The sequence below is a fragment of the Streptomyces sp. NRRL B-1140 genome, assembly GCF_001280065.1.
Taxonomy (GTDB): domain Bacteria; phylum Actinomycetota; class Actinomycetes; order Streptomycetales; family Streptomycetaceae; genus Streptomyces.
Window position 1 is genome coordinate 55,033 of the sequence record NZ_LGEA01000091.1, and the last position, 21,073, is coordinate 76,105.

The 21,073-nt window shown below is 73.6% G+C and carries 20 protein-coding genes, 1 tRNA gene and 1 other RNA gene; 8 read left to right on the top strand and 14 right to left on the bottom strand.

The window, feature by feature from the left end; genetic code table 11:
- Positions 1-354 precede the first annotated feature (354 nt).
- The 3 genes from purD to ffs form a co-directional block, all read right to left on the bottom strand.
- Positions 355-1,605 (bottom strand): phosphoribosylamine--glycine ligase, encoded by a 1,251-nt coding sequence (gene purD, locus ADK65_RS12140; RefSeq protein ID WP_053669995.1) that lies wholly within the window; start codon positions 1,603-1,605, stop codon positions 355-357.
- Positions 1,606-1,693: 88 nt separating this feature from the next.
- Positions 1,694-4,228: a DNA polymerase III subunit gamma and tau gene (locus ADK65_RS12145; protein WP_053669996.1), complete on the bottom strand. Its 2,535-nt coding sequence runs from the start codon at positions 4,226-4,228 to the stop codon at positions 1,694-1,696.
- Between the two features lie 113 nt (positions 4,229-4,341).
- Positions 4,342-4,438: signal recognition particle sRNA small type (ffs, locus tag ADK65_RS36625), an RNA gene on the bottom strand.
- A 72-nt stretch (positions 4,439-4,510) separates the two neighbouring features.
- On the opposite strand from ffs, the gene ADK65_RS12150 reads away from it, so the two are divergent.
- Both ADK65_RS12150 and ADK65_RS12155 read left to right on the top strand, forming a co-directional pair.
- A tRNA-Ser gene (locus ADK65_RS12150) sits at positions 4,511-4,598 on the top strand.
- A gap of 222 nt (positions 4,599-4,820) precedes the next feature.
- Positions 4,821-5,687: a hypothetical protein gene (locus ADK65_RS12155; protein WP_420709011.1), complete on the top strand. Its 867-nt coding sequence runs from the start codon at positions 4,821-4,823 to the stop codon at positions 5,685-5,687.
- A gap of 45 nt (positions 5,688-5,732) precedes the next feature.
- Here the strand turns inward: ADK65_RS12155 and gap are convergent, their stop codons facing one another.
- The 5 genes from gap to ADK65_RS12180 all read right to left on the bottom strand — a co-directional run bounded on the left by gap (position 5,733) and on the right by ADK65_RS12180 (position 8,914).
- Positions 5,733-6,731, bottom strand: coding sequence for a type I glyceraldehyde-3-phosphate dehydrogenase (gene gap / locus ADK65_RS12160; protein ID WP_053669997.1), 999 nt, complete (start codon positions 6,729-6,731; stop codon positions 5,733-5,735).
- Positions 6,732-6,868: 137 nt separating this feature from the next.
- Positions 6,869-7,825 carry a GlxA family transcriptional regulator gene (locus ADK65_RS12165; protein WP_053669998.1) on the bottom strand — a complete coding sequence of 319 codons (957 nt, stop codon included), beginning with the start codon at positions 7,823-7,825 and terminating at the stop codon, positions 6,869-6,871.
- Between the two features lie 64 nt (positions 7,826-7,889).
- Entirely contained in the window at positions 7,890-8,345 is a 456-nt protein-coding gene (locus ADK65_RS12170; protein WP_053669999.1) for an amphi-Trp domain-containing protein, read from the bottom strand.
- 66 nt (positions 8,346-8,411) lie between these two features.
- The gene (locus tag ADK65_RS12175) at positions 8,412-8,636 is read right to left on the bottom strand and encodes a hypothetical protein (RefSeq protein WP_199825613.1); all 225 of its coding nucleotides are present in this window, start codon (positions 8,634-8,636) and stop codon (positions 8,412-8,414) included.
- Positions 8,637-8,680: 44 nt separating this feature from the next.
- Positions 8,681-8,914: a hypothetical protein gene (locus ADK65_RS12180; protein WP_053670000.1), complete on the bottom strand. Its 234-nt coding sequence runs from the start codon at positions 8,912-8,914 to the stop codon at positions 8,681-8,683.
- Between the two features lie 144 nt (positions 8,915-9,058).
- Here ADK65_RS12180 and ADK65_RS12185 point away from each other — a divergent pair, with 144 nt between their 5' ends.
- Positions 9,059-9,280: a hypothetical protein gene (locus ADK65_RS12185; protein ID WP_053670482.1), complete on the top strand. Its 222-nt coding sequence runs from the start codon at positions 9,059-9,061 to the stop codon at positions 9,278-9,280.
- Positions 9,281-9,564: 284 nt separating this feature from the next.
- Here ADK65_RS12185 and ADK65_RS12195 read toward each other — a convergent pair whose 3' ends face one another.
- Both ADK65_RS12195 and ADK65_RS12200 read right to left on the bottom strand, forming a co-directional pair.
- A complete protein-coding gene (locus ADK65_RS12195; RefSeq protein ID WP_053670002.1) occupies positions 9,565-10,032 on the bottom strand; it encodes an MSMEG_6728 family protein in 468 nt (155 codons plus the stop codon).
- Positions 10,033-10,137: 105 nt separating this feature from the next.
- Positions 10,138-12,639 carry a SpoIIE family protein phosphatase gene (locus tag ADK65_RS12200; RefSeq protein ID WP_053670003.1) on the bottom strand — a complete coding sequence of 834 codons (2,502 nt, stop codon included), beginning with the start codon at positions 12,637-12,639 and terminating at the stop codon, positions 10,138-10,140.
- Between the two features lie 147 nt (positions 12,640-12,786).
- Here ADK65_RS12200 and ADK65_RS12205 point away from each other — a divergent pair, with 147 nt between their 5' ends.
- Positions 12,787-13,752, top strand: coding sequence for a DUF72 domain-containing protein (locus ADK65_RS12205; protein WP_053670004.1), 966 nt, complete (start codon positions 12,787-12,789; stop codon positions 13,750-13,752).
- On the opposite strand, the gene ADK65_RS12210 is transcribed toward ADK65_RS12205, so the two are convergent.
- The 4 genes from ADK65_RS12210 to ADK65_RS12225 all read right to left on the bottom strand — a co-directional run bounded on the left by ADK65_RS12210 (position 13,652) and on the right by ADK65_RS12225 (position 18,849).
- A complete protein-coding gene (locus tag ADK65_RS12210) occupies positions 13,652-15,460 on the bottom strand; it encodes a copper resistance protein CopC (protein ID WP_053670483.1) in 1,809 nt (602 codons plus the stop codon). The two genes, ADK65_RS12205 and ADK65_RS12210, sit on opposite strands and share 101 nt — an antisense overlap.
- A 170-nt stretch (positions 15,461-15,630) precedes the next feature.
- A complete protein-coding gene (locus ADK65_RS12215; RefSeq protein ID WP_053670005.1) occupies positions 15,631-16,110 on the bottom strand; it encodes a cupin domain-containing protein in 480 nt (159 codons plus the stop codon).
- Entirely contained in the window at positions 16,107-16,715 is a 609-nt protein-coding gene (locus tag ADK65_RS12220) for a GNAT family N-acetyltransferase (protein ID WP_053670006.1), read from the bottom strand. Before ADK65_RS12220 ends, ADK65_RS12215 begins: the two co-directional genes overlap by 4 nt.
- Positions 16,708-18,849: a penicillin acylase family protein gene (locus ADK65_RS12225; RefSeq protein WP_053670007.1), complete on the bottom strand. Its 2,142-nt coding sequence runs from the start codon at positions 18,847-18,849 to the stop codon at positions 16,708-16,710. Before ADK65_RS12225 ends, ADK65_RS12220 begins: the two co-directional genes overlap by 8 nt.
- An 80-nt stretch (positions 18,850-18,929) precedes the next feature.
- Here ADK65_RS12225 and ADK65_RS12230 point away from each other — a divergent pair, with 80 nt between their 5' ends.
- The 4 genes from ADK65_RS12230 (at position 18,930) to ADK65_RS38525 (ending at position 21,070) form a co-directional block, all read left to right on the top strand.
- Positions 18,930-19,652 carry a siderophore-interacting protein gene (locus tag ADK65_RS12230; RefSeq protein ID WP_053670008.1) on the top strand — a complete coding sequence of 241 codons (723 nt, stop codon included), beginning with the start codon at positions 18,930-18,932 and terminating at the stop codon, positions 19,650-19,652.
- A 36-nt stretch (positions 19,653-19,688) separates the two neighbouring features.
- Positions 19,689-20,282 (top strand): HhH-GPD-type base excision DNA repair protein, encoded by a 594-nt coding sequence (locus tag ADK65_RS12235; protein WP_053670009.1) that lies wholly within the window; start codon positions 19,689-19,691, stop codon positions 20,280-20,282.
- 235 nt (positions 20,283-20,517) lie between these two features.
- Positions 20,518-20,856, top strand: coding sequence for a hypothetical protein (locus ADK65_RS12240; RefSeq protein ID WP_107092271.1), 339 nt, complete (start codon positions 20,518-20,520; stop codon positions 20,854-20,856).
- Between the two features lie 76 nt (positions 20,857-20,932).
- On the top strand, positions 20,933-21,070 hold the full coding sequence (locus ADK65_RS38525; RefSeq protein ID WP_159038770.1) for a hypothetical protein: 138 nt from the start codon (positions 20,933-20,935) through the stop codon (positions 21,068-21,070).
- The last annotated feature ends 3 nt before the right edge of the window (positions 21,071-21,073 follow it).

Consider the following 21,073-nt stretch of genomic DNA (forward strand, 5'->3'; position numbering starts at 1 on the left):
CCCGTTGACCCGATGCTTGCCTTGCTCACTCCCCCACTGTGGCACCCGCCACGGACATCGCAATGCCGATGGGCCAAGTGCCGGAACGCTTGCGCCGCACCCTAGTTGGGGCTCCGCTCCCCGTCAGCCGGATACGGCATCGGTCACTCGATGGAATGGCTTTGGGGAGAGGTGGATGACGCAGAGCGAGCATCAGGCCCCCGTCTTCCGCACAGTTCAGGCCACCGTTTCCCCGGACGTCCGGCCACCGCCTTCCTCATACGTCAGGCCCCGGATCCTGAGACGGATCCGGGGCCTGTGGGGTTCATCGGCGGCGGGGTTTGCCCGGTTCCGCCTGCCGGGCGCGGGCGTCGGTCACGCGCCCGCCGCCTTCGCGGCGATGTCGGTGCGGTGCTGGGAGCCGTCGAGGCGGATGCGGCCGACGGCCGTGTAGGCACGCTCGCGCGCCTCGGCGAGGTCCTTGCCGGTGGCCGTCACGGACAGGACGCGGCCGCCCGCGCTGACGACGGCATCGCCCTCCTGCCGGGTACCGGCGTGCAGCACGTACGCGTGCGGGGCGTCCTGCGCGGCGACCTCGTCCAGACCGGTGATCGGGTCGCCGGTGCGCGGGGTGCCGGGGTAGTTGTGCGAGGCGACGACCACGGTGACGGCCGCGTCGTCGCTCCAGCGCAGCGGCTCCAGGTGGGCGAGGTTGCCGGTGGCGGCCGCCATCAGCAGACCGGCCAGCGGCGTCTTCAGCCGGGCCAGCACGACCTGGGTCTCGGGGTCGCCGAACCGCGCGTTGAACTCGATCACGCGGACGCCCCGGGAGGTGATCGCGAGACCGGCGTAGAGCAGGCCGGAGAACGGGGTGCCGCGCCGCTGCATCTCGTCCACGGTCGGCTGCAGCACGGTCTGCAGCACCTCGTCGACGAGCTTCGGGTCGGCCCACGGCAGCGGGGAGTACGCGCCCATGCCGCCGGTGTTGGGGCCCTCGTCGCCGTCCAGGGCGCGCTTGAAGTCCTGCGCGGGCTGGAGCGGTACGACCGTCTCGCCGTCGGTCACGGCGAACAGGGAGACCTCGGGGCCGTCGAGGTACTCCTCGATGACCACGCGCTCGCAGGCCGCCGCGTGGGCCCGGGCCGCTTCGAGGTCGTCGGTGACGACGACGCCCTTGCCGGCGGCGAGCCCGTCGTCCTTCACGACGTACGGAGCGCCGAAGGCGTCGAGGGCCGTGTCGACCTCTTCCGCCGTCGTGCAGACGTACGACCGGGCCGTGGGCACCTCGGCCGCCGCCATGACGTCCTTGGCGAAGGCCTTGGAGCCTTCGAGCCGCGCGGCCCGGCCGGACGGGCCGAAGACCGGGATGCCGGCCTCGCGCACGGCGTCGGCGACACCGGCGACCAGCGGGGCCTCCGGGCCGACGACCACGAGCTCGGCGCCGAGGCGGGTGGCCAGCGCGGTGACGGCGGCGCCGTCCAGGGCGTCGACCTGGTGCAGCTCGGCGACCTCGGCGATGCCGGCGTTGCCGGGCGCGCAGTGCAACGCGGTGACGTCGGGGTCGTGGGACAGGGAGTGGCACAGGGCGTGTTCGCGGGCGCCGCTACCGATGACGAGGACCTTCACGGGGGCCAGCCTAACGGGAGACGCCGGCTGGTCCTTGTGCGGGCTTCCGAAGGGAGGGGGGATCTTGAGCTGGAGGTTCCTCCAAGGGCTATTCGTTCGTGAACTCCTCGACGACCGTCGCCCCCAGTTCCCGGACGATCAGCTCCTGGCCGGAGAGGGCCGACTCGTCGAGGTCGGGATCGTCGTCCTCGGGGATGTCCTCCTCGACGGAGACGTGACGCGGCTGGGGGGCGGACGGCTGGGGGACGGAGGCGGCCGGCGCGGAGGTCGCGGCGGGAGCGGGGCTGCTCGACTGCTGGGCGGGAGCGGCCGGGGGAGCCGACGGGGTCGCGGCGGGGCGCTGAGCCGTGGCCGTACCGCCGCCCGCGCTGTGTCCGCCGCCGGAGGTGTAGCCACCGGCGCCGGAGGTGTGGCCGCCGCCGGTGCCCGGACCGCCGGAGGTGTTGTAGCCCCCACCGCCGCCGAACCCGGAGGGGCCGCCCGGTGCTGGGGGCGCGGAGCCGCCCGACGGGTCGACGATCGCCTCGATCTTCCACTGGACGTTGAACTGCTCGCCCAGCGCCTGCCGCAGAACGTCCTCGCTGCCGCTGCTCAGGAAGTTGTCCCGCGCGCCCGCGTTGACGAAGCCGAGCTGCAGGGTGGTGCCGTCGAAGCCTGCCACCTGGGCGTTCTGACTGAGCAGGATCCAGGTGAAACGCCGGCGGTTCTTGACCGCCTCCAGGATGTTCGGCCAGAGCATGCGGGGGTCGAGGCCGCCGCCGCCCGTGGGAGCGGGACCGGAGGCGGGGGCCGGTGCCGGAACCGGGGGCTGGGCCGCTGGTGGGCTGCTGGAAGCGGGGGCGCTCGTCGGCGGGGCGTACGCCGGTGGGGCGCTTGCCAGTGGGGTGTTCGAGGCGGGGGCGCCCTGGGCCGCCGTGGGCCAGCCGCCGGGGCGACGGGCGCCGCTTCCGGCGGAGGCGGCGGTGGGCCAGGCGCCGGGGGCGGACGGGGCCGGGGCCGGGGCCGGCTGGGCGGGTCCCGCGGGAGCGGAGGCGGCCGGGGATTCGGCGGGGGTGCGGGCGGTGTCAGGCCCGCCGTGGGCGGAGGGTCCGCCCTGGGGGCCGGGAGCGGACGCCTGGGCCGGGGGCGTGCCCGGTGCCGACGGCGGCGTTCCCTGGCCCGCCGCCGATGAGCCGGAGCCGGTCGCAGGGCCGGAGCCGGTCGCATGGGTCGAGCCGGCCGCAGCCGCCGTATGGCCGCTCCCGCCGAAACCGCCACCGCCACCGCCGTTGCCCGGCGCTCCGGACGCACGGACCGCCGCTCGGGCCGCGGCCGGGCCACCGCCCGGGGGCACCGGAGCGCCCTCGCCCGTCTGGGCCGGAGCCGCGCCGCCCGCGTGAGCCGCAGCGGGCGCCGCTCCCCCGTGGCCCTCCGGCCCGGGTGTGTATCCCATGGCGGGCAGGCCGGCGGGGCCCGCGGAGTAGTTCACACCGCGCTCGATCCGGTCGAGGCGGGCCATGACGGAGCGCTCGTCGCCGTAGGCGGCGGGGAGCAGGACACGGGCACAGATCAGTTCGAGCTGGAGGCGGGGCGAGTTGGCGCCGCGCATCTCGGTCAGGCCCTCGTTGACCAGGTCGGCCGCACGGCTCAGCTCGGCGGGACCGAAGGTGCCGGCCTGGGCCTGCATGCGCTCGATCACATCGGCGGGGGCGTCGATCAGCCCCTTCTCCGCCGCGTCCGGGACGGCGGCGAGAATCACCAGGTCACGCAGCCGCTCCAGGAGGTCGGCGACGAAGCGGCGGGGGTCGTTCCCGCCCTCGATCACGCGGTCGACGACCTCGAAGGCCGCGGCTCCGTCTCCGGTGGCGAACGCCTCGACGACGGAGTCGAGCAGGGAGCCCTCGGTGTATCCGAGCAGGGCGGTGGCCATGGCATACGTCACACCGTCCGCCGCGGCGCCGGCGAGGAGCTGGTCCATGACCGACATGGAGTCACGCACGGACCCGCCGCCGGCCCGCACGACGAGCGGCAGCACGCCGTCCTCGACGGGGATGGTCTCCTTCTGGCAGACCTGGCCGAGGTACTCCCGCAGGGTGCCCGGGGGGACGAGCCGGAAGGGGTAGTGGTGGGTCCGGGACCGGATCGTCCCGATGACCTTCTCGGGCTCGGTGGTCGCGAAGATGAACTTGAGATGCTCCGGCGGCTCCTCGACGACCTTCAGCAGGGCGTTGAAGCCGGCCGACGTGACCATGTGGGCCTCGTCGATGATGTAAATCTTGTACCGGCTGCGGGCCGGACCGAAGAAGGCCTTCTCACGCAGGTCACGGGCATCGTCCACGCCACCGTGGGAAGCGGCGTCGATCTCGATGACGTCGATGGAGCCGGGGCCGTTGCGGGCGAGGTCCTGACAGGACTGGCACTCACCGCACGGCGTGGGCGTGGGCCCCTGCTCGCAGTTCAGACACCGGGCCAGGATCCGCGCGCTGGTCGTCTTGCCACAGCCGCGCGGCCCGCTGAACAGGTACGCGTGATTGACCCGGTTGTTCCGCAGCGCCTGCTGCAGCGGGTCGGTGACATGCTCCTGCCCGATGACCTCGGCGAAGGTCTCGGGGCGGTAGCGGCGGTACAGAGCGAGAGACGACACGCATACGAGGTTATAGGCGCCCGCTGACATCGGGCCCGGGCCGGGACCCGGCCGGGAGATCCAAGCGGGCAAGTCCGTCCGGGAGGTTCCGTCCGGAAGGTTCGGTCCGGGAACGCAGACGCCCCCCACGCACCCGCCAGAGCCGACCTACCCTTGCTGCCTTCCGGCCCTGGGGGAGTTCAGTCAGATAGCGCCGCGTGAGGGGCTGCGCCAAGGCTACCTGATGTCTGGGGCAGGGAACGAGTTCGCGAGCACTCCTCTCGGTCATGTAATGTTCCCAGCGGAGGATTCGCCTAGAGGCCTAGGGCGCACGCTTGGAAAGCGTGTTGGGGGCAACCCCTCACGAGTTCGAATCTCGTATCCTCCGCCAGTGCCTCACCGGGCACGATGTCGAAGGGCCCCACCGTTCGCGGTGGGGCCCTTCGACGTTGTCCGGCCATGTATCGGGCGCGCACACGTGCCGCTCCCGCTCCCCCAGCCCACAAGATCCGTGCCGGGATAACCTCACGGGTCTGGCATGGGTCAGTCGCTGTGATTCCGGGGGGGAATTATGAGGGTTCCGTCGCTTGGTTCCGTACCGCTACCGCGCAGAATGGCCGGCGTGGCGTTCGCGGCTGTGCTGCTCGCTGGGGGAACGGTTGGTTGTGGAGGGGGCTCGGGCGGGGAGACGCCCGCGGCGGCCGTGGCGAAGGCCGCGGAGAACGCCGAGGGCATCAGGTCGCTCCACTACCGGGTCACCGGGACCGTGCCGGAGAGAGGCAAGGTGGAGGCCGAGGCGTCCATGGGCACGGAACCGGCGATCATGAAGATGTCGATGGACACGGCCGGCCAGGGCGTGAAGGGCCGGATGGAGATCCGGTTCGTGGACAAGGCGATGTACGTCGGCGGGAGCGCGATCGACTCCGGGGAGCTGGGGGGCAAGAGCTGGTTCAGCGCCGACCCGGCCGTCTGGGGGCGCGGCGCGACGGACAACCAGTCCTATCGGGTGCTGCCGACTCAGCTCGAAGGCAACCCGGCCGCGCAGTCGACGATGCTGACCGCCGCCAAGAAGGTACGCAGGATCGGGTCCGAGACGGTCAACGGCACCCGGACCACTCACTTCAGAGGGACAGTCACCGGTCCGGACATCATGGCCGCCCGTGACGCCGCCCCGGACAAGGCCGGTCGGGAGCGCCAGATCGGCAACCTCGATCAGTTCATGACGCTTCACATCGACGGCACGCTCACCGTGGATCTGTGGGTCGGCGACGACGGCCACACCAAGCAGTTCCGCATGCGGGGCGACACGCGGGCGACTCGGGGCGGCACCGACGGCAAGCCGCTGGAGTTCGTCGACGGCGATCCCCTCGACGTGACCTTCACCTTCCTCGACGTCAACCAGCCGGTGACCGTCGAGGCACCGCCCTCCGAGGACACCGCCGACCTCGCCGCCGCGGCGGACGAGGTACAGACAGGCTGAACGAGCCGGGCCGGCGGCAGGCCACCGCCTGCCGCCGTCGCCGCCTCAGTTGCCGGCGAGGAGTTCCAGCGTGTCGATCACGCGGTTCGAGAAGCCCCACTCGTTGTCGTACCAGGCGACCACCTTGACGTGGCGGCCGTCGACGCGGGTGAGGGCCGAGTCGAAGATCGACGAGGCCGGGTTGCCGGTGATGTCGGACGACACGAGCGGGTCCTCCGAGTACTCGAGGACTCCGGCGAGCGGGCCCTCCGCCGCGGTGCGGTACGCCGCCAGCACGTCCTCGCGCGTCACGTCGCGGGCGACGGTCGTGTTGAGTTCGACGATCGAGCCCACCGGCACCGGCACGCGGATCGAGTCGCCCGACAGCTTGCCGTCGAGGTTCGGCAGCACCAGGCCGATCGCCTTGGCGGCGCCGGTCGTGGTCGGCACGATGTTGACGCCGGCGGCGCGGGCGCGGCGGGCGTCGCGGTGCGGGCCGTCCTGAAGGTTCTGCTCCTGCGTGTAGGCGTGCACCGTCGTCATGAAGCCGTGCTCGATGCCCGCCACGTCGTCGAGCACCTTGGCCAGCGGGGCGAGCGCGTTGGTCGTGCAGGAGGCGTTCGAGACGATCGTGTGCACGGCCGGGTCGTAGGCGTCGGTGTTGACCCCGAACGCGAGGGTGACGTCGGCGCCGTCCGACGGGGCGCTGACGAGCACCTTCTTCGCGCCGGCGTCGAGGTGGGCGCGGGCGGCCTTGGCCGAGGTGAAGCGGCCGGTGGCCTCCAGGACGAGGTCGACGCCGAGTTCGGCCCACGGAAGCTGCGCGGGATCGCGCTCGGCCGTGACCCTGATGCGGCGTCCGTCGACGACGAGGGTGTCCCCGTCCACGGTCACCGGGCGGCCGAGCCGGCCCGCCGTCGAGTCGTAGGCGAGCAGCCGGGCGAGGGTGGCGGGCTCCGTGAGGTCGTTGACGGCGACGACGTCGAGGTCGCTGTCGCGTTCGAGCAGGGCGCGCAGCACATTGCGTCCGATGCGGCCGAATCCGTTGATCGCGATGCGCGTCATGAGTGGTGGGTCCCTTCGGTCTCTCCGGTTCGCCACCAGCGTCGCGCCCGGCGCCCGCGCGGGACAGCGGCGGGATCGACAGGGTTCGAAAGGATCCCGCCAGCGAATCCCCCAGGGGGACGCGCCCCTGTGCCGGGCTACTCGCCGCGGGCGAAAGTCTGCCGGTACTCGGTCGGCGTGGTGCCGAGAATGCGCTGGAAGTGCAGCCGCAGATTCGCACCGGTGCCCAGGCCGACGTCGGCGGCGATCTGCTCGACGCCGCGTTCCGAACGTTCCAGCAGCTCACGGGCCACGTCGATGCGGGCGCGCATGACCCACTGCATCGGCGTGTACCCCGTGTCCTCGACGAAGCGCCGCGACAACGTGCGCGCCGAGACCCCCGCGTGCCGCGCGAGCCCGTCGAGGGTGAGGGGCTCACCGAGCCGGTGCAGCGCCCACTCGCGGGTGGCGGCGAACCGCTCGCCCAGCGGTTCGGGGACGCTGCGCGGCACGTACTGCGCCTGGCCGCCGCTGCGATAGGGGGCGGCGACCAGGCGCCTGGCCGCGTGGTTCGACGCGGCGACGCCGAGGTCGCCGCGCAGGATGTGCAGGCACAGGTCGATGCCCGAGGCGGCGCCCGCCGAGGTCAGCACGCTGCCCTCGTCGACGAACAGCACGTTCTCGTCGACCCGGACGAGCGGATGCTTCGCCGCGAGCGCCCGTGTGTAGTGCCAGTGCGTCGTGGCGCGTCTGCCGTCGAGCAGGCCGGTCGCGGCGAGCGCGAAGGCGCCCGTGGAGATGGCGGCGAGCCGCGCGCCCCGGGCGTGGGCGGCGATCAGCGCCTCGACGACGGCCCGCGGCGGGTCGTCGCGGTCCGGGAACCGGTAGCCGGGGAGGAAGACGATGTCGGCCCACGCGAGCGCGTCCAGGCCGTGGGCGACGGAGTACGACAGGCCGTCGCCGCCGGTCACCGGGCCGGGCGCCGCCCCGCACACACGCACCTCGTACGGCATGCTCGCGCGGGTGGTGAACACCTGCGCGGGGATGCCGACGTCGAGCGGCTTCGCGCCCGGGAGCACGAGGACGGCGACGCGGTGCAGGCGGGAGGACGGCACCGGGACAGGGTACGAGGTGCGAGGAGCGGCGCCCGGGTACGAGCCGGCGGCCGAGTCCCCCCGGTCAGGCGGACTTCGCTGCGGCGCGCTTCGGGCTCCTGGACTTACCGGTGCCCGTGCCCGTGCTCCTCGTCTTGCCGCTGCCCGAGTCGGTTCGGCCTGTGCCGCTTCGGCCCGTGCCCGCGGACGCCGTCTTCCGCTTGGGCTTCTGCGTGGGTGCGTCCGTGCGGGACGCGTCTGCGCGGGACGCCTCATCGGGCGCTGTTCTCGCGTCCGATCGCGTCGCCCGCTCCTGCGCCGTCGCCCACTTCAGCTCGATCTCCAGCTCGATCTCCCCCTCACCGATCTCCACCTCCATCTCGCTGTGGAGATCGTCGGGGATCCGCAGGCCTAGCGTGCCGGGGCCGAGTTCCAGCTCGGCGTCCCCGCCTTCCCGCAGTGCGTCCGCGAGTGCCGTGAGCTGGTCGGCGGCCTCCTGGCGTGACAGGGAGCGCTTCTGCTCGAACTTGAGGTCCTTCATGGGGCCCTCCGATATGGCAGAAAAGAGTGGATACAACCATCTTGGCTTGTTGCCCGGACTCGCGCGTCAGCCACCCGTCTCCGGGCCCCAGCGCTCCGGCCCCACCCCGCGCCAGTCGATCCACGGCACCTCCGCCACGTCGGCGGGGTCGATCTCCAGGCCCGCGCGGCGCAGGAACTCCGCGACGTCGGTCACGTTGTGGGCGAGGCCGAGGATCTCACCGTCCACGCGCACGCGACGGCCGCCCGAGGGCGAGGGTGGGTGCACGATCACGCGAATCGGTCCGGCCATGCCTTCAGGATCGTCCGGGACGTACGGTCCCGCAGGCCGGAGCGTCACCGGGGGAGCCGCCCACGCACGTCCCCCACGGTCCTGCCCAGCTCCCGCAGCTCACACCACGCCGCCGGGCTCGGCCGTCGCCGCTGCCAGTAGGGGTGGAAGTACGTCTGGACCGACAGCCGGTACAGACGCCGACGCAGCTCGGTGCGGCCGGGCCGACGGGCGAGCTGCCGGTAGGTGGCACTCCACTCCCGTTGCGCCCGGACGAGGTCGTCGGGAAACGTTCGCATGACTGAATTCAAGCATGTGTTCGATTTTTTGGGCCAGTGGAGGACGCGGCGGAGGACGACGGAGCCTCGCGCTCACATCTCGGTTGGGCACCGGACGGGTACAGCCGCAGCGCGAGCGGCACGACGGGGCGCATACTGAGGCCGATGACAAAGCCTGCTGCTCCCAAGCGTCATTTGCCGACCAGCCCCTTCAAGGCTCCGGTCGCCCCCGCTCCCAAACACTTCGCCGTGGGTGACCAGGTCACGCACGACATGTACGGCCTCGGCCGGGTCATCGGCATCGAGGACGGCATCGCCGCGCTCGTGGACTTCGGTTCGGCGCACATGCGGATCCCGAGCCCGTACGCCAAGATGACCAAGTTGTAGGACCTCCGTGCCCGGCCGGGGCACACCTGGCCCTGACCTGGGCCAGTAACGGAAAAGAGACCTCTCATCGAACCGACTTCGCTGTTCTCCGCCGTGGAGGGGCAGCCGAGCCTTTCCGGCGCGGCGTCGCCGCCTCCGGCGACCAACCCCTTCCAGGCCCCCGACTTCGGGGAGGACGAAAGCTTCCCGTTGGACGAGCTGCCGGAGCCCCCTGCCGCGGCCAGGCGTCCGGCGCGCCGCAGGGCCGCCTAGCGCCGCCGTCCCCTGATCCCGCTCCGCGGCCCTCAGATCCCGCGGTCCGACGTCGGCCAGACGTACGGCAGGTCGTCGGGGACGTCCGGGAAGAGGGCCGTGTAGGCGGCGGGGTCCTTGCGGACCAGGGCGGAGCGGTGGCTCTCGTGGAAGGGGCCGTCGCCGAGCCAGGGCGGGAGTTCACCCTCGGCGGCCAGCTCGTGCTGGTCACGGATCGGTGCGTGGGGCCGCCTCGCCGCGAGGTCGGCCACGAGCGTCGCCGCGCAGGTGTCCTGGTGACCCTGCTCGCGCCAGACGCGGCAGATCTCCAACCCGTAGCGCACCAGCGCCTCCTCGTATCCACGCCACATCCGCACGGCCGGGTGGCGGCGCCACCCGTAGCCGGGGACGACCAGGCCCCGCAGGACCTGCAGCGCCTCGACCCGCTGCTTGCCGAGCCTGCGGCGGTCCAGGGCCAGGGCCGTGGCGCGGAAGCCGGGGTAGGGCAGGAAGGTCTGCATGACGTCCTCGGTGGTCCTTACCGTGCAGCCCGGCCGGCAGGGCGGCCTGCTGCACGGGCGCGGGCTGCGGGGCGGGACGCGGGCGGGGTCATGGACGGTGGCTCCTCACGCGGGGGTCAGGCTCTGTTCCGCCCAGATGGTCTTGCCCGTGGAACTCTGGCGGGTGCCCCAGCGCTCGGTCAGCTGGGCGACGAGGAGCAGGCCACGGCCGCCCTCGTCGTAGGTGCGGGCGCGTCGCAGGTGGGGCGCGGTGGTGCCGCCGTCGGACACCTCGCAGATCAGGTTCGTGTCGTGGATCAGGCGCAGCTGGACCGGTGGCTCGGCGTGCCGGATGGCATTGGTGACGAGTTCGCTGACGACCAGCTCCGTGACGAACACGGCGTCGGAGAGCCCCCATCGTTCCATCTGCGCCACCACGTCCTTGCGGGTCTGCGCGACCGCGGACGGGTCGGCCGGCACCGCCCAGGTGGCGACCTGCCTCGCGTCGAGGGCGCGGGTACGGGCGATGAGCAGGGCCACGTCGTCGGCCGGTCGCGGTGGCAGCAGGTCGGCGAGGACCGTGTCGCAGAGGGCGTCCAGCGAGGGGGCCGGGCGGCCCAGGGCCTCCCGCAGCCGGTCGACGCCGGTGTCGAGATCGCGGTCGGGGGTCTCCACTAGGCCGTTGGTGTAGAGGGCGAGCAGGCTGCCCTCGGGGACGACGACCTCGGTGGACTCGTACGGCAGGCCGCTCACGCCGAGCGGGGGCGCAGTCGGGAGCCCGACGAGTTCGACGCCGCCCTCGGGGCTCACCACGGCGGGCACGGGATGCCCTGCCCCGGCGAAGCAGCAGTGCCGGGTCACGGGGTCGTAGACGGCGTACAGGCAGGTGGCCCCCACGTCGCCGGTGGGGCGGGCCGGGCCCGTCGCGCCGCCCCCGGCGCCGCTGTCCTCCGTGTCCTCCTCAGGGTCCTCCTCCGTGTTCAGGCGGGCGACCAGGTCGTCGAGGTGGGTCAGCAGCTCGTCGCAGGGCAGGTCGATGTCGGCCAGCGTGCGGACCGCCGTACGCAGCCGCCCCATGGTCGCCGACGCGACCAGCCCGTGGCCGACCACGTCCCCGACGACCAGCGCGACCCGCGCCCCCGAGAGCGGGATGACGTCGAACCAGTCCCCGCCGACACCGGCGTGCCCGCCGGCCGGGAGGTAGCGGGAGGCGACCTCGACGGCGGCCTGCCGGGGCAGCCGCTGCGGCAGCAGGCTGCGCTGGAGCGTGACGGCCGTGGCCCGTTCGCGGGTATAGCGGCGGGCGTTGTCGATGCTGACCGCGGCCCGGGCCACCAGTTCGCCGGCCAGGACCAGGTCGTCGTGCCGGAAGGGTTCCTGGTTGCGGTACCGGACGAAGAAGGCGACGCCCAGGGTGGTGCCCCGGGCGGCCAGGGGCACGGTCATCGCGGAGTGGATGCCGAACGCGCGGACCCGGGCCGCACGTGCCGGATCCCGGGCGAGCCAGGCGCTGAACGCCGGGTCGGTCGTCTCGTGCAGGGCGGGCCGGCCGGTGCGCACGCTCTCGAAGGGCATCGAGCCCGCCGGGTAGGCGTCCACGGCGCCGGCCGGTACGGCCGACTCCGGGGCTCCCGGCGTCACCGACCGCAGGGCGGCCCGGCGCAGCAGCAGCGGCCCCTCGACCGGAGCGGCCCGCTCGGGCGGCTCGGCCACGTCGTCCAGCGCGGCCAGCAGATCGACGCTCACGAAGTCGGCCAGGGCCGGGACGGTCACGTCCGTCAGCTCCTGGGCCGTGCGGGTCACGTCGAGCGTGCTGCCGATGCGGCGGCCGGCCTCGGCGATCAGCTGGAGGCGCTTGCGGGCCCAGAACTGCTCCGTCATGTCGTGCGCCGACAGGCAGACGCCCCGGATGGTGCCCTCGTGGTCGCGCAGTGCGGACAGGAAGACCGACCAGGCGTGCTCATGGCTTTCGCCGGGGGCGCGCAGATAGTTCTCCTCGTACTCCGGCTCGCCGGTCCGCAGCACCCGGGCCATGTCGTGTTCCGCCCGCCGGCCGGCATCACTGTCGGAGATCTCGGACACGCGCAGGCCCCGCATCTCCTCCTCGGTGAGCGCGGTGGCGCGTTCCATGTCGGCGTTGGCCCGGCGCAGCCTCAGGCGGGTGTCGTAGATCGCCAGGGCGCAGCACGGGGACTGGGCGAAGCTCCAGCTCACGAGGGACTCGTCGAGACCGGCCGGTGGCTGCCGGTCGGTCAGGGCGGAGACGACGAGCCAGGCGGGGCCGTCGGCGCCGGGCGGCCTGTGGTGGGCGATGATCCCGACGGTCAGCTTCCGGCCGTCCCGGTGCCGGAGCGCGACGTCGCCGTTCCAGCGGGGCAGCTCGGCGAGCGTGGGCAGGCCGCCGCGCACCGGGATCGGCTCGGCCAGCAGATCCGCGGCCCGGCGGCCGGTCACCTGCCGGGCGGGGTAGCCGAGGAGTCGCTCGGCGCCCGCGTTCCAGCCGGTCACGATGCCGTGTTCGTCGAGGGTGACACGGGCCGTGAGGGAGGGGCCGACGAGAGCTTCGAGGGCTTCCGGTTCTGCTCCGTACGACCGGGTGGCCCGGCCGGCGGTGACGGGCTGCTCCATGATCGGTCATCTCACTCTCGGGGGAATCAGCCGTAACCCCGGATTTGCACAGATATGAACCTGCCTACCCCGATTACGCCGGGTCTTACCGTGCCGTCTCGCCGGAAGCCGAGCCTGCCGCCGCCCGGCCCGGGTAACCGCTCCCCCATGGGTCAGATCCGCGTGGGCACGTGTTCCTGGACCGACCGGGCACTGGTCGGCAGCGGCTGGTATCCCCCGGGGCGGCGGGACGCCGAGGGCCGGTTACGGCACTATGCCGAGCGGTTCGAGGTCGTCGAGGTCGACGCCTCGTACTACGCGCTGCCGAGCGAGCGGAACAGCCGGTTGTGGGCCGAGCGGACACCGGACGGTTTCGTCTTCGACGTGAAGGCGTTCTCGCTGCTCACGGGGCATCCCACCCGGCAGGCGGTGATGCCCGGCGGGTTGCCGGCCGAGCACCGGGACCCGGCGGTGCTCGACGCGGTGTGGGACCGGTTCGCGGCCGGGGTCGAGCCGTTGCGGGAGGCCGGGCGGCTGGGGAGCGTGCTGTTCCAGTTCCCGCCCTGGTTCCGGCCGGGGCAGCGGGCGCAGACCTTCCTCCGGGAGTGCGCGGAGCGGACCGCCGGCTGGCCCCTCACCGTCGAGTTCCGGCATCCCTCCTGGTGGGAGCCCGGGCAGGCCGAGGCGACGGGCGCGCTGCTCGCCGGGCACGGCATGGCCGCGGTCGCCGTCGACATGACGCAGACGCTCGCCTCCTCCGTCCCGCCCGTCACGCCGGTGACCACGCCCCGGCTCTCCGTCGTCCGCTTCCACGGCCGCAGCACCGCCTGGGGGACCGGCAGCAAGGAGGACCGGTTCCGGTACCGCTACGACGAGGACGAGCTCGCCGAGTGGCTGCCCCGCGTGCGGCGGCTGGCCGAACGGACCGAGCAGGTCCACGTCCTCTTCAACAACTGCTGCGGCGACGCCGCCGTCCGCGACGCCGAGACCATGGCACGGCTCCTCGAACGGGACCCGGCGGCGGTGCGGCTGCCTAGGGCGCGATCCGCACCCGACGCTCCACCGACACCTGGTCCACGTCCGACACCCGCACGGTCGTCTTCATCGTCCAGTTCCCGGCGAGCGGCAGGTTGACGGAGTTGGTGCTCCAGTAGCCGCCCTGGTCGGTGAGTTCGGCGTCGATCGGGCCGACCTTCCGGGAGGGCAGGGTGAAGGTGATGCGGATCTCGGGGACGACGACCAGGCCCTTGTCGGAGCCGGCGGCCACGGCCTGGATGCCGTTCTCACCGACGCGGGCCGGGTCCAGGGTGACCTGCACCGTGCCGCGTCCGCTCACGGACTCGGTGCCCGTGTCGTAGGGCACCGTGATCAGGGTGGTGGGCGGCAGCGCGCCCGCCGGGGCCTGCCGGGCCGCCTCGGCCTGGGCCCGGGCCGGCAGGGTGCCCGTGAGCACGGTCGTGATCATCAGCACCACCGCGGCGACGGCGACTTCCACGAGGACGGAGCGGCGCAGGCGGCGCCGGATGTCCGGGGCACCCCCGGACTCCGGAAGTTCCTGTGGCGCCCCGTCCGGCGTCCCGGGCTCGTCGGGGCCGTCGTGCTCCGCCGGTGCTCCGACCGGCTGCGGCACCCGCTCCTGGACGGGGACCTTGGTGACGGCCGTCGGGGCCGCGATCCGCGCGGTCCAGCGCCGCGCGTACCGGGCCGCCAGCAACAGCACGGCCACCCCGGCCAGTTTGGCGAGCAGCAGACGGCCGTACGACGTGCCGGTCAGCGCGGAGAGGGAGCCGAGGCCGCGCCAGGACTGGTAGACGCCCGTGACGGCCAGGACGGTCACCGAGGCGAAGGCGATCCGCGAGAAGCGGGGTACGACCTCCGCCATGTCGTCCACCGCGTCGTCGCCGGACGAGCGGCGGCGAAGGGTCAGCAGCAGTGCCACGAGACCGCCCAGCCAGACGCCGGTCGCCAGCAGGTGCAGCACCGACGACGTCATCGCCAGGGGCACCTGGATCCCGGCGGAGGCGTGCTCGGCCGCCGCCCAGGTCAGGGCCAGGGCCGCGGCCAGGGCGGTGCCGGTCGCCAGGGCGACGGGCCTCCCCTCGGGGTCACGGCGCCTGGACAGCCACAGCAGGAAGACCGCGATCAGCAGGAGCAGGACCAGCCGGGCGACCAGGGCCAGCCCCGGGCGGCCGGTCAGGGTACGGCCGAGGGCGGAGACGTCGAAGGCGGTGGCCGGGCCGGTGCCCGCCTCATAGGGGGCGCGCATCAGGAGCAGCACGAGCGTCGAGCCCAGCAGCGTCCACCAGGACGCCACCAGCGGCCGGCGCACGGCGGAGGTGTCCGCCGGCCGGCAGAGCAGGGCGAACGCCGCGAGACCGACGAGCAGCGCGGCCGCGAGGTAGGCGAGGTAGCGGGCGGCGTCGTTGAGGCCGCCGGTGAGCGGGTCCTCGGTCGAGCCCGTGTCGATCTGGACCGTCGTCGCCGAACGCTTCCCCACGGAGAACGAGAAGGCGCCGGAGACGGGGTGGCTGTCGGCGGAGACCACCCGCCAGGCCACCGTGTACGTGCCCTGGGCGAGCTTGCCGGGCAGGCCGACCCGGGCCGTGTCGGAGCGGCCCTCCGCATGCGTGGCCTCGCCGGTGTGGACCCGGCGCTGGTCGGGGCCGAAGACCCGGAAGGAGTCGTCGAGCAGGCCCACGGACTCGGTGAAGGTCAGGGTGACGTGACGGGGTGCCTGACGGACGAGGGATCCGTCGTCGGGGTCGGTGCCGCGCAGGGCGGCGTGGGCGGAGGCGGGGGCTGCTCCGGCGAGGAGCAGGACCAGCACGGTGCCGAGCAGCACCAGGGCTTGGAATCGCCGGGGATGTCCGACATTGCGATCCTCGTTCCGCCGTTGGTCCACGTGGGTCTCCGGGGTCGGGCTGTACGGCTACGAGGGGAGTACGGACGGGATCGGTGTAGTGCTCACCGGATGGAGGGGTCCGTCGTCCGATGCGACCCAGTGCCGCGGCACTAGGAGGCGGACCTGGACAGTCCCGCGATCTCGTCGGCCACCGCGGGATAGCGGGCCGTCAGTTCCGCGGCGTCCCCGTGCTCGTAGCCGTCGAACGTGAAGCCGGGTGCCATCGTGCAGCCGAACAGGGTCCACTGCCCGTTCCGGCGTACCCTGCCGCCCATCCACGTGCCCGCCGGGACCGTGAACTGGACGTGCTGGCCGTGCAGGACGTCCGGCCCGAGCACCACCGTCCTCGTGGTGCCGTCCGGGGCGAGCAGCAGGAGCTGAAGGGGATCGCCCCGGTAGAAGTGCCAGATCTCGTCCGTGGGCAGGCGGTGGAGGGCGGAGAAGTCGTCCGCCGTCAGCAGCGCGACGATCGCCGTGCCCTCCGGCCTGCCGTCGGGTCGTCCGGGTCCGGCCCAGGTCTGGCGGAACAGGCCGCCTTCGCTCGGGATCGGCTCCAGGCCGTAGTGGGCGATGAGGTCCTCAGGGGTCACCCGGGGAACAGTATCTCCCGGTCCAGGAAGGCGAGCTGGGCCTTCTTCTCCGGCAGGTACACGTCCGGGAGGTCGATCTCCGGCAGGACCACCACCGGGCCGGGAGCGAAACCGAGCGCGCGGAAACGGGTGATCGCCTTCTCGTTGCGCACGTCCGGGTCGACCACGATCCGCCGGCGGCCCAGACCGGGCAGGACGTAGGCCGCGACGGCGGCCACCAGCCGGGCCGTCCAGCCGCGTTGACCGCCGCCCGGGCCCGCGGGGGCCAGGAGCAGGTGGACGCCGATGTCGCCGGGGCGGACCTCGTAGCACTCGCTCACCCGGTCGGCCTCCGGCTCGTAGGTCTGCAGCAGCGCGACCGGCTCGCCGTCCCGGACGACGAGGTGGGCGTGGTGGGTGTCGAGCGTGGCCATGTGGGCGTAGACGTCGGCGACCTGCTGTTCGGTCAGCTCGGTCATGCCCCAGAAGGCGGCCCGGTCCTCGCTCACCCAGCGGTGGATCACGGCGGCGTCGGCACCGGGGTCCACCGGCAGGAGGCGGACGGTGCCGAAGCCGTCGGTCACCTCCTCGTGGACGGCGGTGCGGGAGGCGTACGGGTCAGACATCGGTTTCCTTCTTCAGCAGGGACCAGTCGGTGACGACCGGGACGAGGTCTCCCGTGAGCCACAGGGGGAGCTGGTCGCGGTGGTGGGGTGAGCCGGGGAGGCCCGAGGCGCCGAGCGGAACCACCCAGCGGCTGTTCTCGCGCCGGGCCAGGTCCCAGACGTACCGGGCGGCCGGGCCCCGGGCGGCGCGGTCGGTGAGGCCCGGCACGCCCGACGTGCACAGCACACAGTCGTGGTCGCCGGACAGCCCCGGTTCGTCGTGGGGCCGCTCCGGCTCCAGGGCCCGCCAGGGGGCGAGGCGGTGGGTGTCGCCCCAGACCCCGGCCGGCGGACGCAGCGCCACGTCCTCGATCGCCGCGCGCACGGCCGCCGGACGGTCGACTCCGTACAGCTCCCCGGCCCGCAGCAGGTGTTCGAGGGCGAAGCCGACCCGGGGGACGAGCGCCAGCCAGGGCCGGAACACCTCCGGGTAGGCCGGGGGCGTGGTGAGCCCGGTGAACGCCGGGTGCGCCGCGAGCCGCCGGACGACCGCTCCGCGCACGGCCGCGTAGAGGGCCGCGTCGGCGCTGCCGGCGTCCATACGGCGGTCCCAGCCGAGGAGGCGGTCCCGCAGGGCGGCGGCCTCGGGGGTGAGGCCGTCGAGGGTGGCGAGGTGGTCCAGGAGGGGGGCCGCGGAGCCCAGGTGGGTGTCGGTGTGCAGGGCGGGCATGTCGGCGGCGGACCAGCGCTCCTTGCCCGCGAGCAGGGCGGCGATGCGGTCGGCGCGGTGCGGCGGGGCGAACTCCACGCCGAGGGGTTCGGCCGGGCCGCGCTGGTTGGCCATGACGGCGACGCCGTCGGTGAGCCCGGCGCGCGGTGACACGTGCCAGCCCCGCCACTCGTGGCCGGGCTCCCAGGCGGGCACCAGCCGCAGCCGGTTGGCCTCGGCGCGCAGCGGCACCCGCCCGGCCACGCGGTGCAGGACACCGCCCTCGGTGTCGGCGGCCTGGACGACGTTGACCGGCTCGGCCCAGCGGTCGAAGGCCCGGTCCACGTCGGCGGCCCGGCGGGCTCGCAGCAGCGGCAGCAGGGCACCGAAGCCGAGGTCGCCGGTGACGCGGGGCGGGTAGCGCAGGCTGATCGCCACGGGGATGCCCATGGGGCCGGCCGGGCCGCTGGGACGCACCGAGCCCGGCGGCCCGGCCGCCGCACCCGCGCCCTCCGGGTCGCCGTCGATCCCCTCGGGGCCGCCGATGATCACCGGGCCACGGTCGGTCTCGATCACCTCGACCTCGACCGGCTCCGCGCCCGCCACCCCGACCGTCTCGGTGTGCCGGGCCGCCCGCCGCCAGACACCGTCCGGGCCGAGGGCCTCCACACCGGCACCGGTGCGCCGCAGCCGCTCCCGGTAGAGGTCCTGGTAGTCGGCCATGGCGTTGGTGATGGCCCAGGCGACGGTGCCGGTGTGCCCGAAATGGGCGATGCCAGGGACGCCGGGGACGGCCAGGCCCACGACGTCGAACTCCGGGCAGGACAGGTGGATCTGCTGGTAGACGCCCGGGTCCTCGATCCAGCGGTGGGGGTCGCCCGCGATGAGGGCCTGTCCGGTGACGGTCCGCTCACCGCTGACCAGCCAGCCGTTGCTGCCGGAGGTGCCGGGGCCGTCGGTGGCGAAGAGGCCGATGGCGTCCCCGTCCAGGTGGGCGGCGACCTGCTCGCGCCAGAGTTTGGACGGGAACCCGGCGAACAGGATGTGGACGGCGAGCCAGACACCGAGAGGGGTCCAGGGCTCCCAGCGGCCGGGGGTGAGACCGGTACGGGCGAACTCGGGGGCGATGGCGTCGGCCAGCCCCTCGTTGACCCCGTCGACGTACGCCCGCACCCACCGCGCCGTCCCGGGGTCCCGTCTCTCCAGGTCCGCGAAACAGCGTCTTGCGGTGTCGTCGAGTCGGACCCGTCGCGCGAAAAGGTCCCAGGCCAGGGCTTCCGTACCGAGGAAGGACGCCGAAGTGCCCTGCGCCCGGTGGCGGTCGACCTCCAGCTGCCAGGCCCGGTCGCGGGCGGTGACGAGCCCCTGGGCCCGGGCGAGGCCGACCGCGTCGTCCGCGCGCAGGTGCGGAATGCCCCAGGCGTCACGGTAGATCTCGACGGTCACGCTGTACCCCCTGTGCCCTTTAGGTTAGCCTTGCCTAAGTCAAGCTGTGGCCGAAATCGTACGCGAGGGGCTGGAACACGATGGGGCAGGGGCGGGGTTGGGAGGGCGCGGTCCTCAAACTGCTGCGCGCGAAGGACTTCGAGTTCACGGTGACGGACGTCGAGGACGTCACCCCGGACTACCGGCGGCTGCGCTTCACCGACGGCGGTCTGCTGGCCGCGACCGGAGCGCATCCCACCATGTGGGTACGGCTGTGGTTCGACAACGCGGGCAAGCCGCACCAGCGGGCCTACACCCTGGTCGACCCGGATGCCGAGGCCGGCACCTTCGGCCTGGAGTTCGCCCTGCACGAGGGGTGCGCGAGCGACTGGGCCCGGGCGGCGAAACCGGGCGACACCATCGAGGCGACCGTCCAGGGCACCGGCTTCGAGCACCCGAGCCCGGCGCCCTCGCACGTCTTCGCCGTCGGCGACCCGGCCTCCCTCCCCGCCATCAACTCCCTCCTGGACGCCCTGGGTTCGGCCCCGGCCACCGTCTGGTTCGAGGGCGGCGACGACGACCTGCCGTTCCGTGCCGACCCGGACCGGCACGAGCTCCGGAAGGTGCCCCGCCGGGACTCCGGAGCCCACCTGGTCGACCGGGTGAAGTCGGACCTGCCCGGTCTGCTCCAGGACACGGCCGACCCCTACGTCTGGATCGCCTGCGACACGACGACGACCCGGACCCTGGCGGCGTACGTCCGCAAGGAACTGGGGCTGCCCAAGCAGCGGGTGCACGCGCTGGGCTACTGGCGGGCGACCTGAGCAGCGGTCGGGCCCGGCCCGGGGGATGATCGGGGCATGGACGTCACTCTTCACCTCGCCCAGGATCCCGAGGCCGACGCGCTGCTCGGCCGCAGCCCGCTCGCCGCGCTGGTCGGCATGCTGCTGGACCAGCAGGTCCCCATGGAGTGGGCGTTCAAGGGCCCGGCGACGATCGCCCGGCGGCTCGGCACGGACGACCTGGACGCGCACGAGATCGCCGCGCACGAGCCGGAGGCCTTCGCCGCGCTGCTCTCCGAGAAACCGGCGGTACACCGCTACCCGGGTTCCATGGCCAAGCGGATCCAGCAGCTGTGCCAGTACCTCGTCGAGCACTACGACGGTGACGCCGAGGCCGTCTGGAAGGACGTGGGCACGGGCGGGGAACTGCTGAAGCGCCTCGCGGAGCTGCCCGGCTTCGGCAAGCAGAAGGCCCAGATCTTCCTCGCCCTGCTGGGCAAGCAGCTCGGGGTACGCCCCACGGGCTGGCGCGAGGCGGCGGGCTCCTACGGCGAGCCGGACTCGTTCCGCTCGGTCGCCGACATCACGGGGCCCGAGTCGCTGGTCAAGGTGCGGGCCCACAAGCAGGAGATGAAAGCGGCGGCGAAGGCGGCGAAGGCCTCCGGCCGATAGGCACCGCCCATCCGGCCCGCCCCCGGTGACAGCGGGAAGCCGGCACGGCCCGCCCCCGCGACAGCGGGAAGCCGGAGCGTCAGCCACCTGGTCCGTTCCGGGTGGCGGTCGTTCGCGGGCCGGTCGCAGCATGGACCATGACCGAGCCACCGAGCGGCTCCCCCGCATGGGCCGAGCGAGCGGATCTCTCCGCCGGCGGGATGAACGGCGTGGCCCCTGCGGGGAATGACCTCCCGTGACCCCCGCACCGCAGCCGGTCCCCCGCGGCCCGCGCCGGCACGCCTGGCTGCGGGTGCTCGTCCTGTTGCTCGCCCTCCTCGTGCCGGGTGCCCACGCGGAGGCCCACCCGGGATGGACGGCCCCCGTCTCCGGGGAGAACACCACCGTCGAGTGCGACCTCCTCGACACAGCCCCGCGCCCACCGGCCCGTGGCGCCCGCCGCGTCGCCGTCCCCCCGGGCCCGGCCCCGCTCCCCGGCCCCGGAGCCGCGTACGCCGCACAGCCGTCCCTGCCCGTACCGCCGGGCCCGCCGCACGACCCTCGCCCTCCGCGTTCCGAGGTCCTGCGCTGCTGACCGGACCGGCCGCGCCCCGGCCCGTCCGTCCCGCACGGGACCAGGAAGAACGACGACGAACGGCGAGGAACCAGCCATGCTCCAAGACCCCTACGCGGTCCTGCGCGCCCTCCTGCGCGCGGAGGCCGCCCGCAGCACACCCAAGCCCCCCTCCCGGCCGGACACCCGCAAGCCGCCGCAGCCCCCGAAGGGGAGCAGAGAAGACCGCGGCTGACCC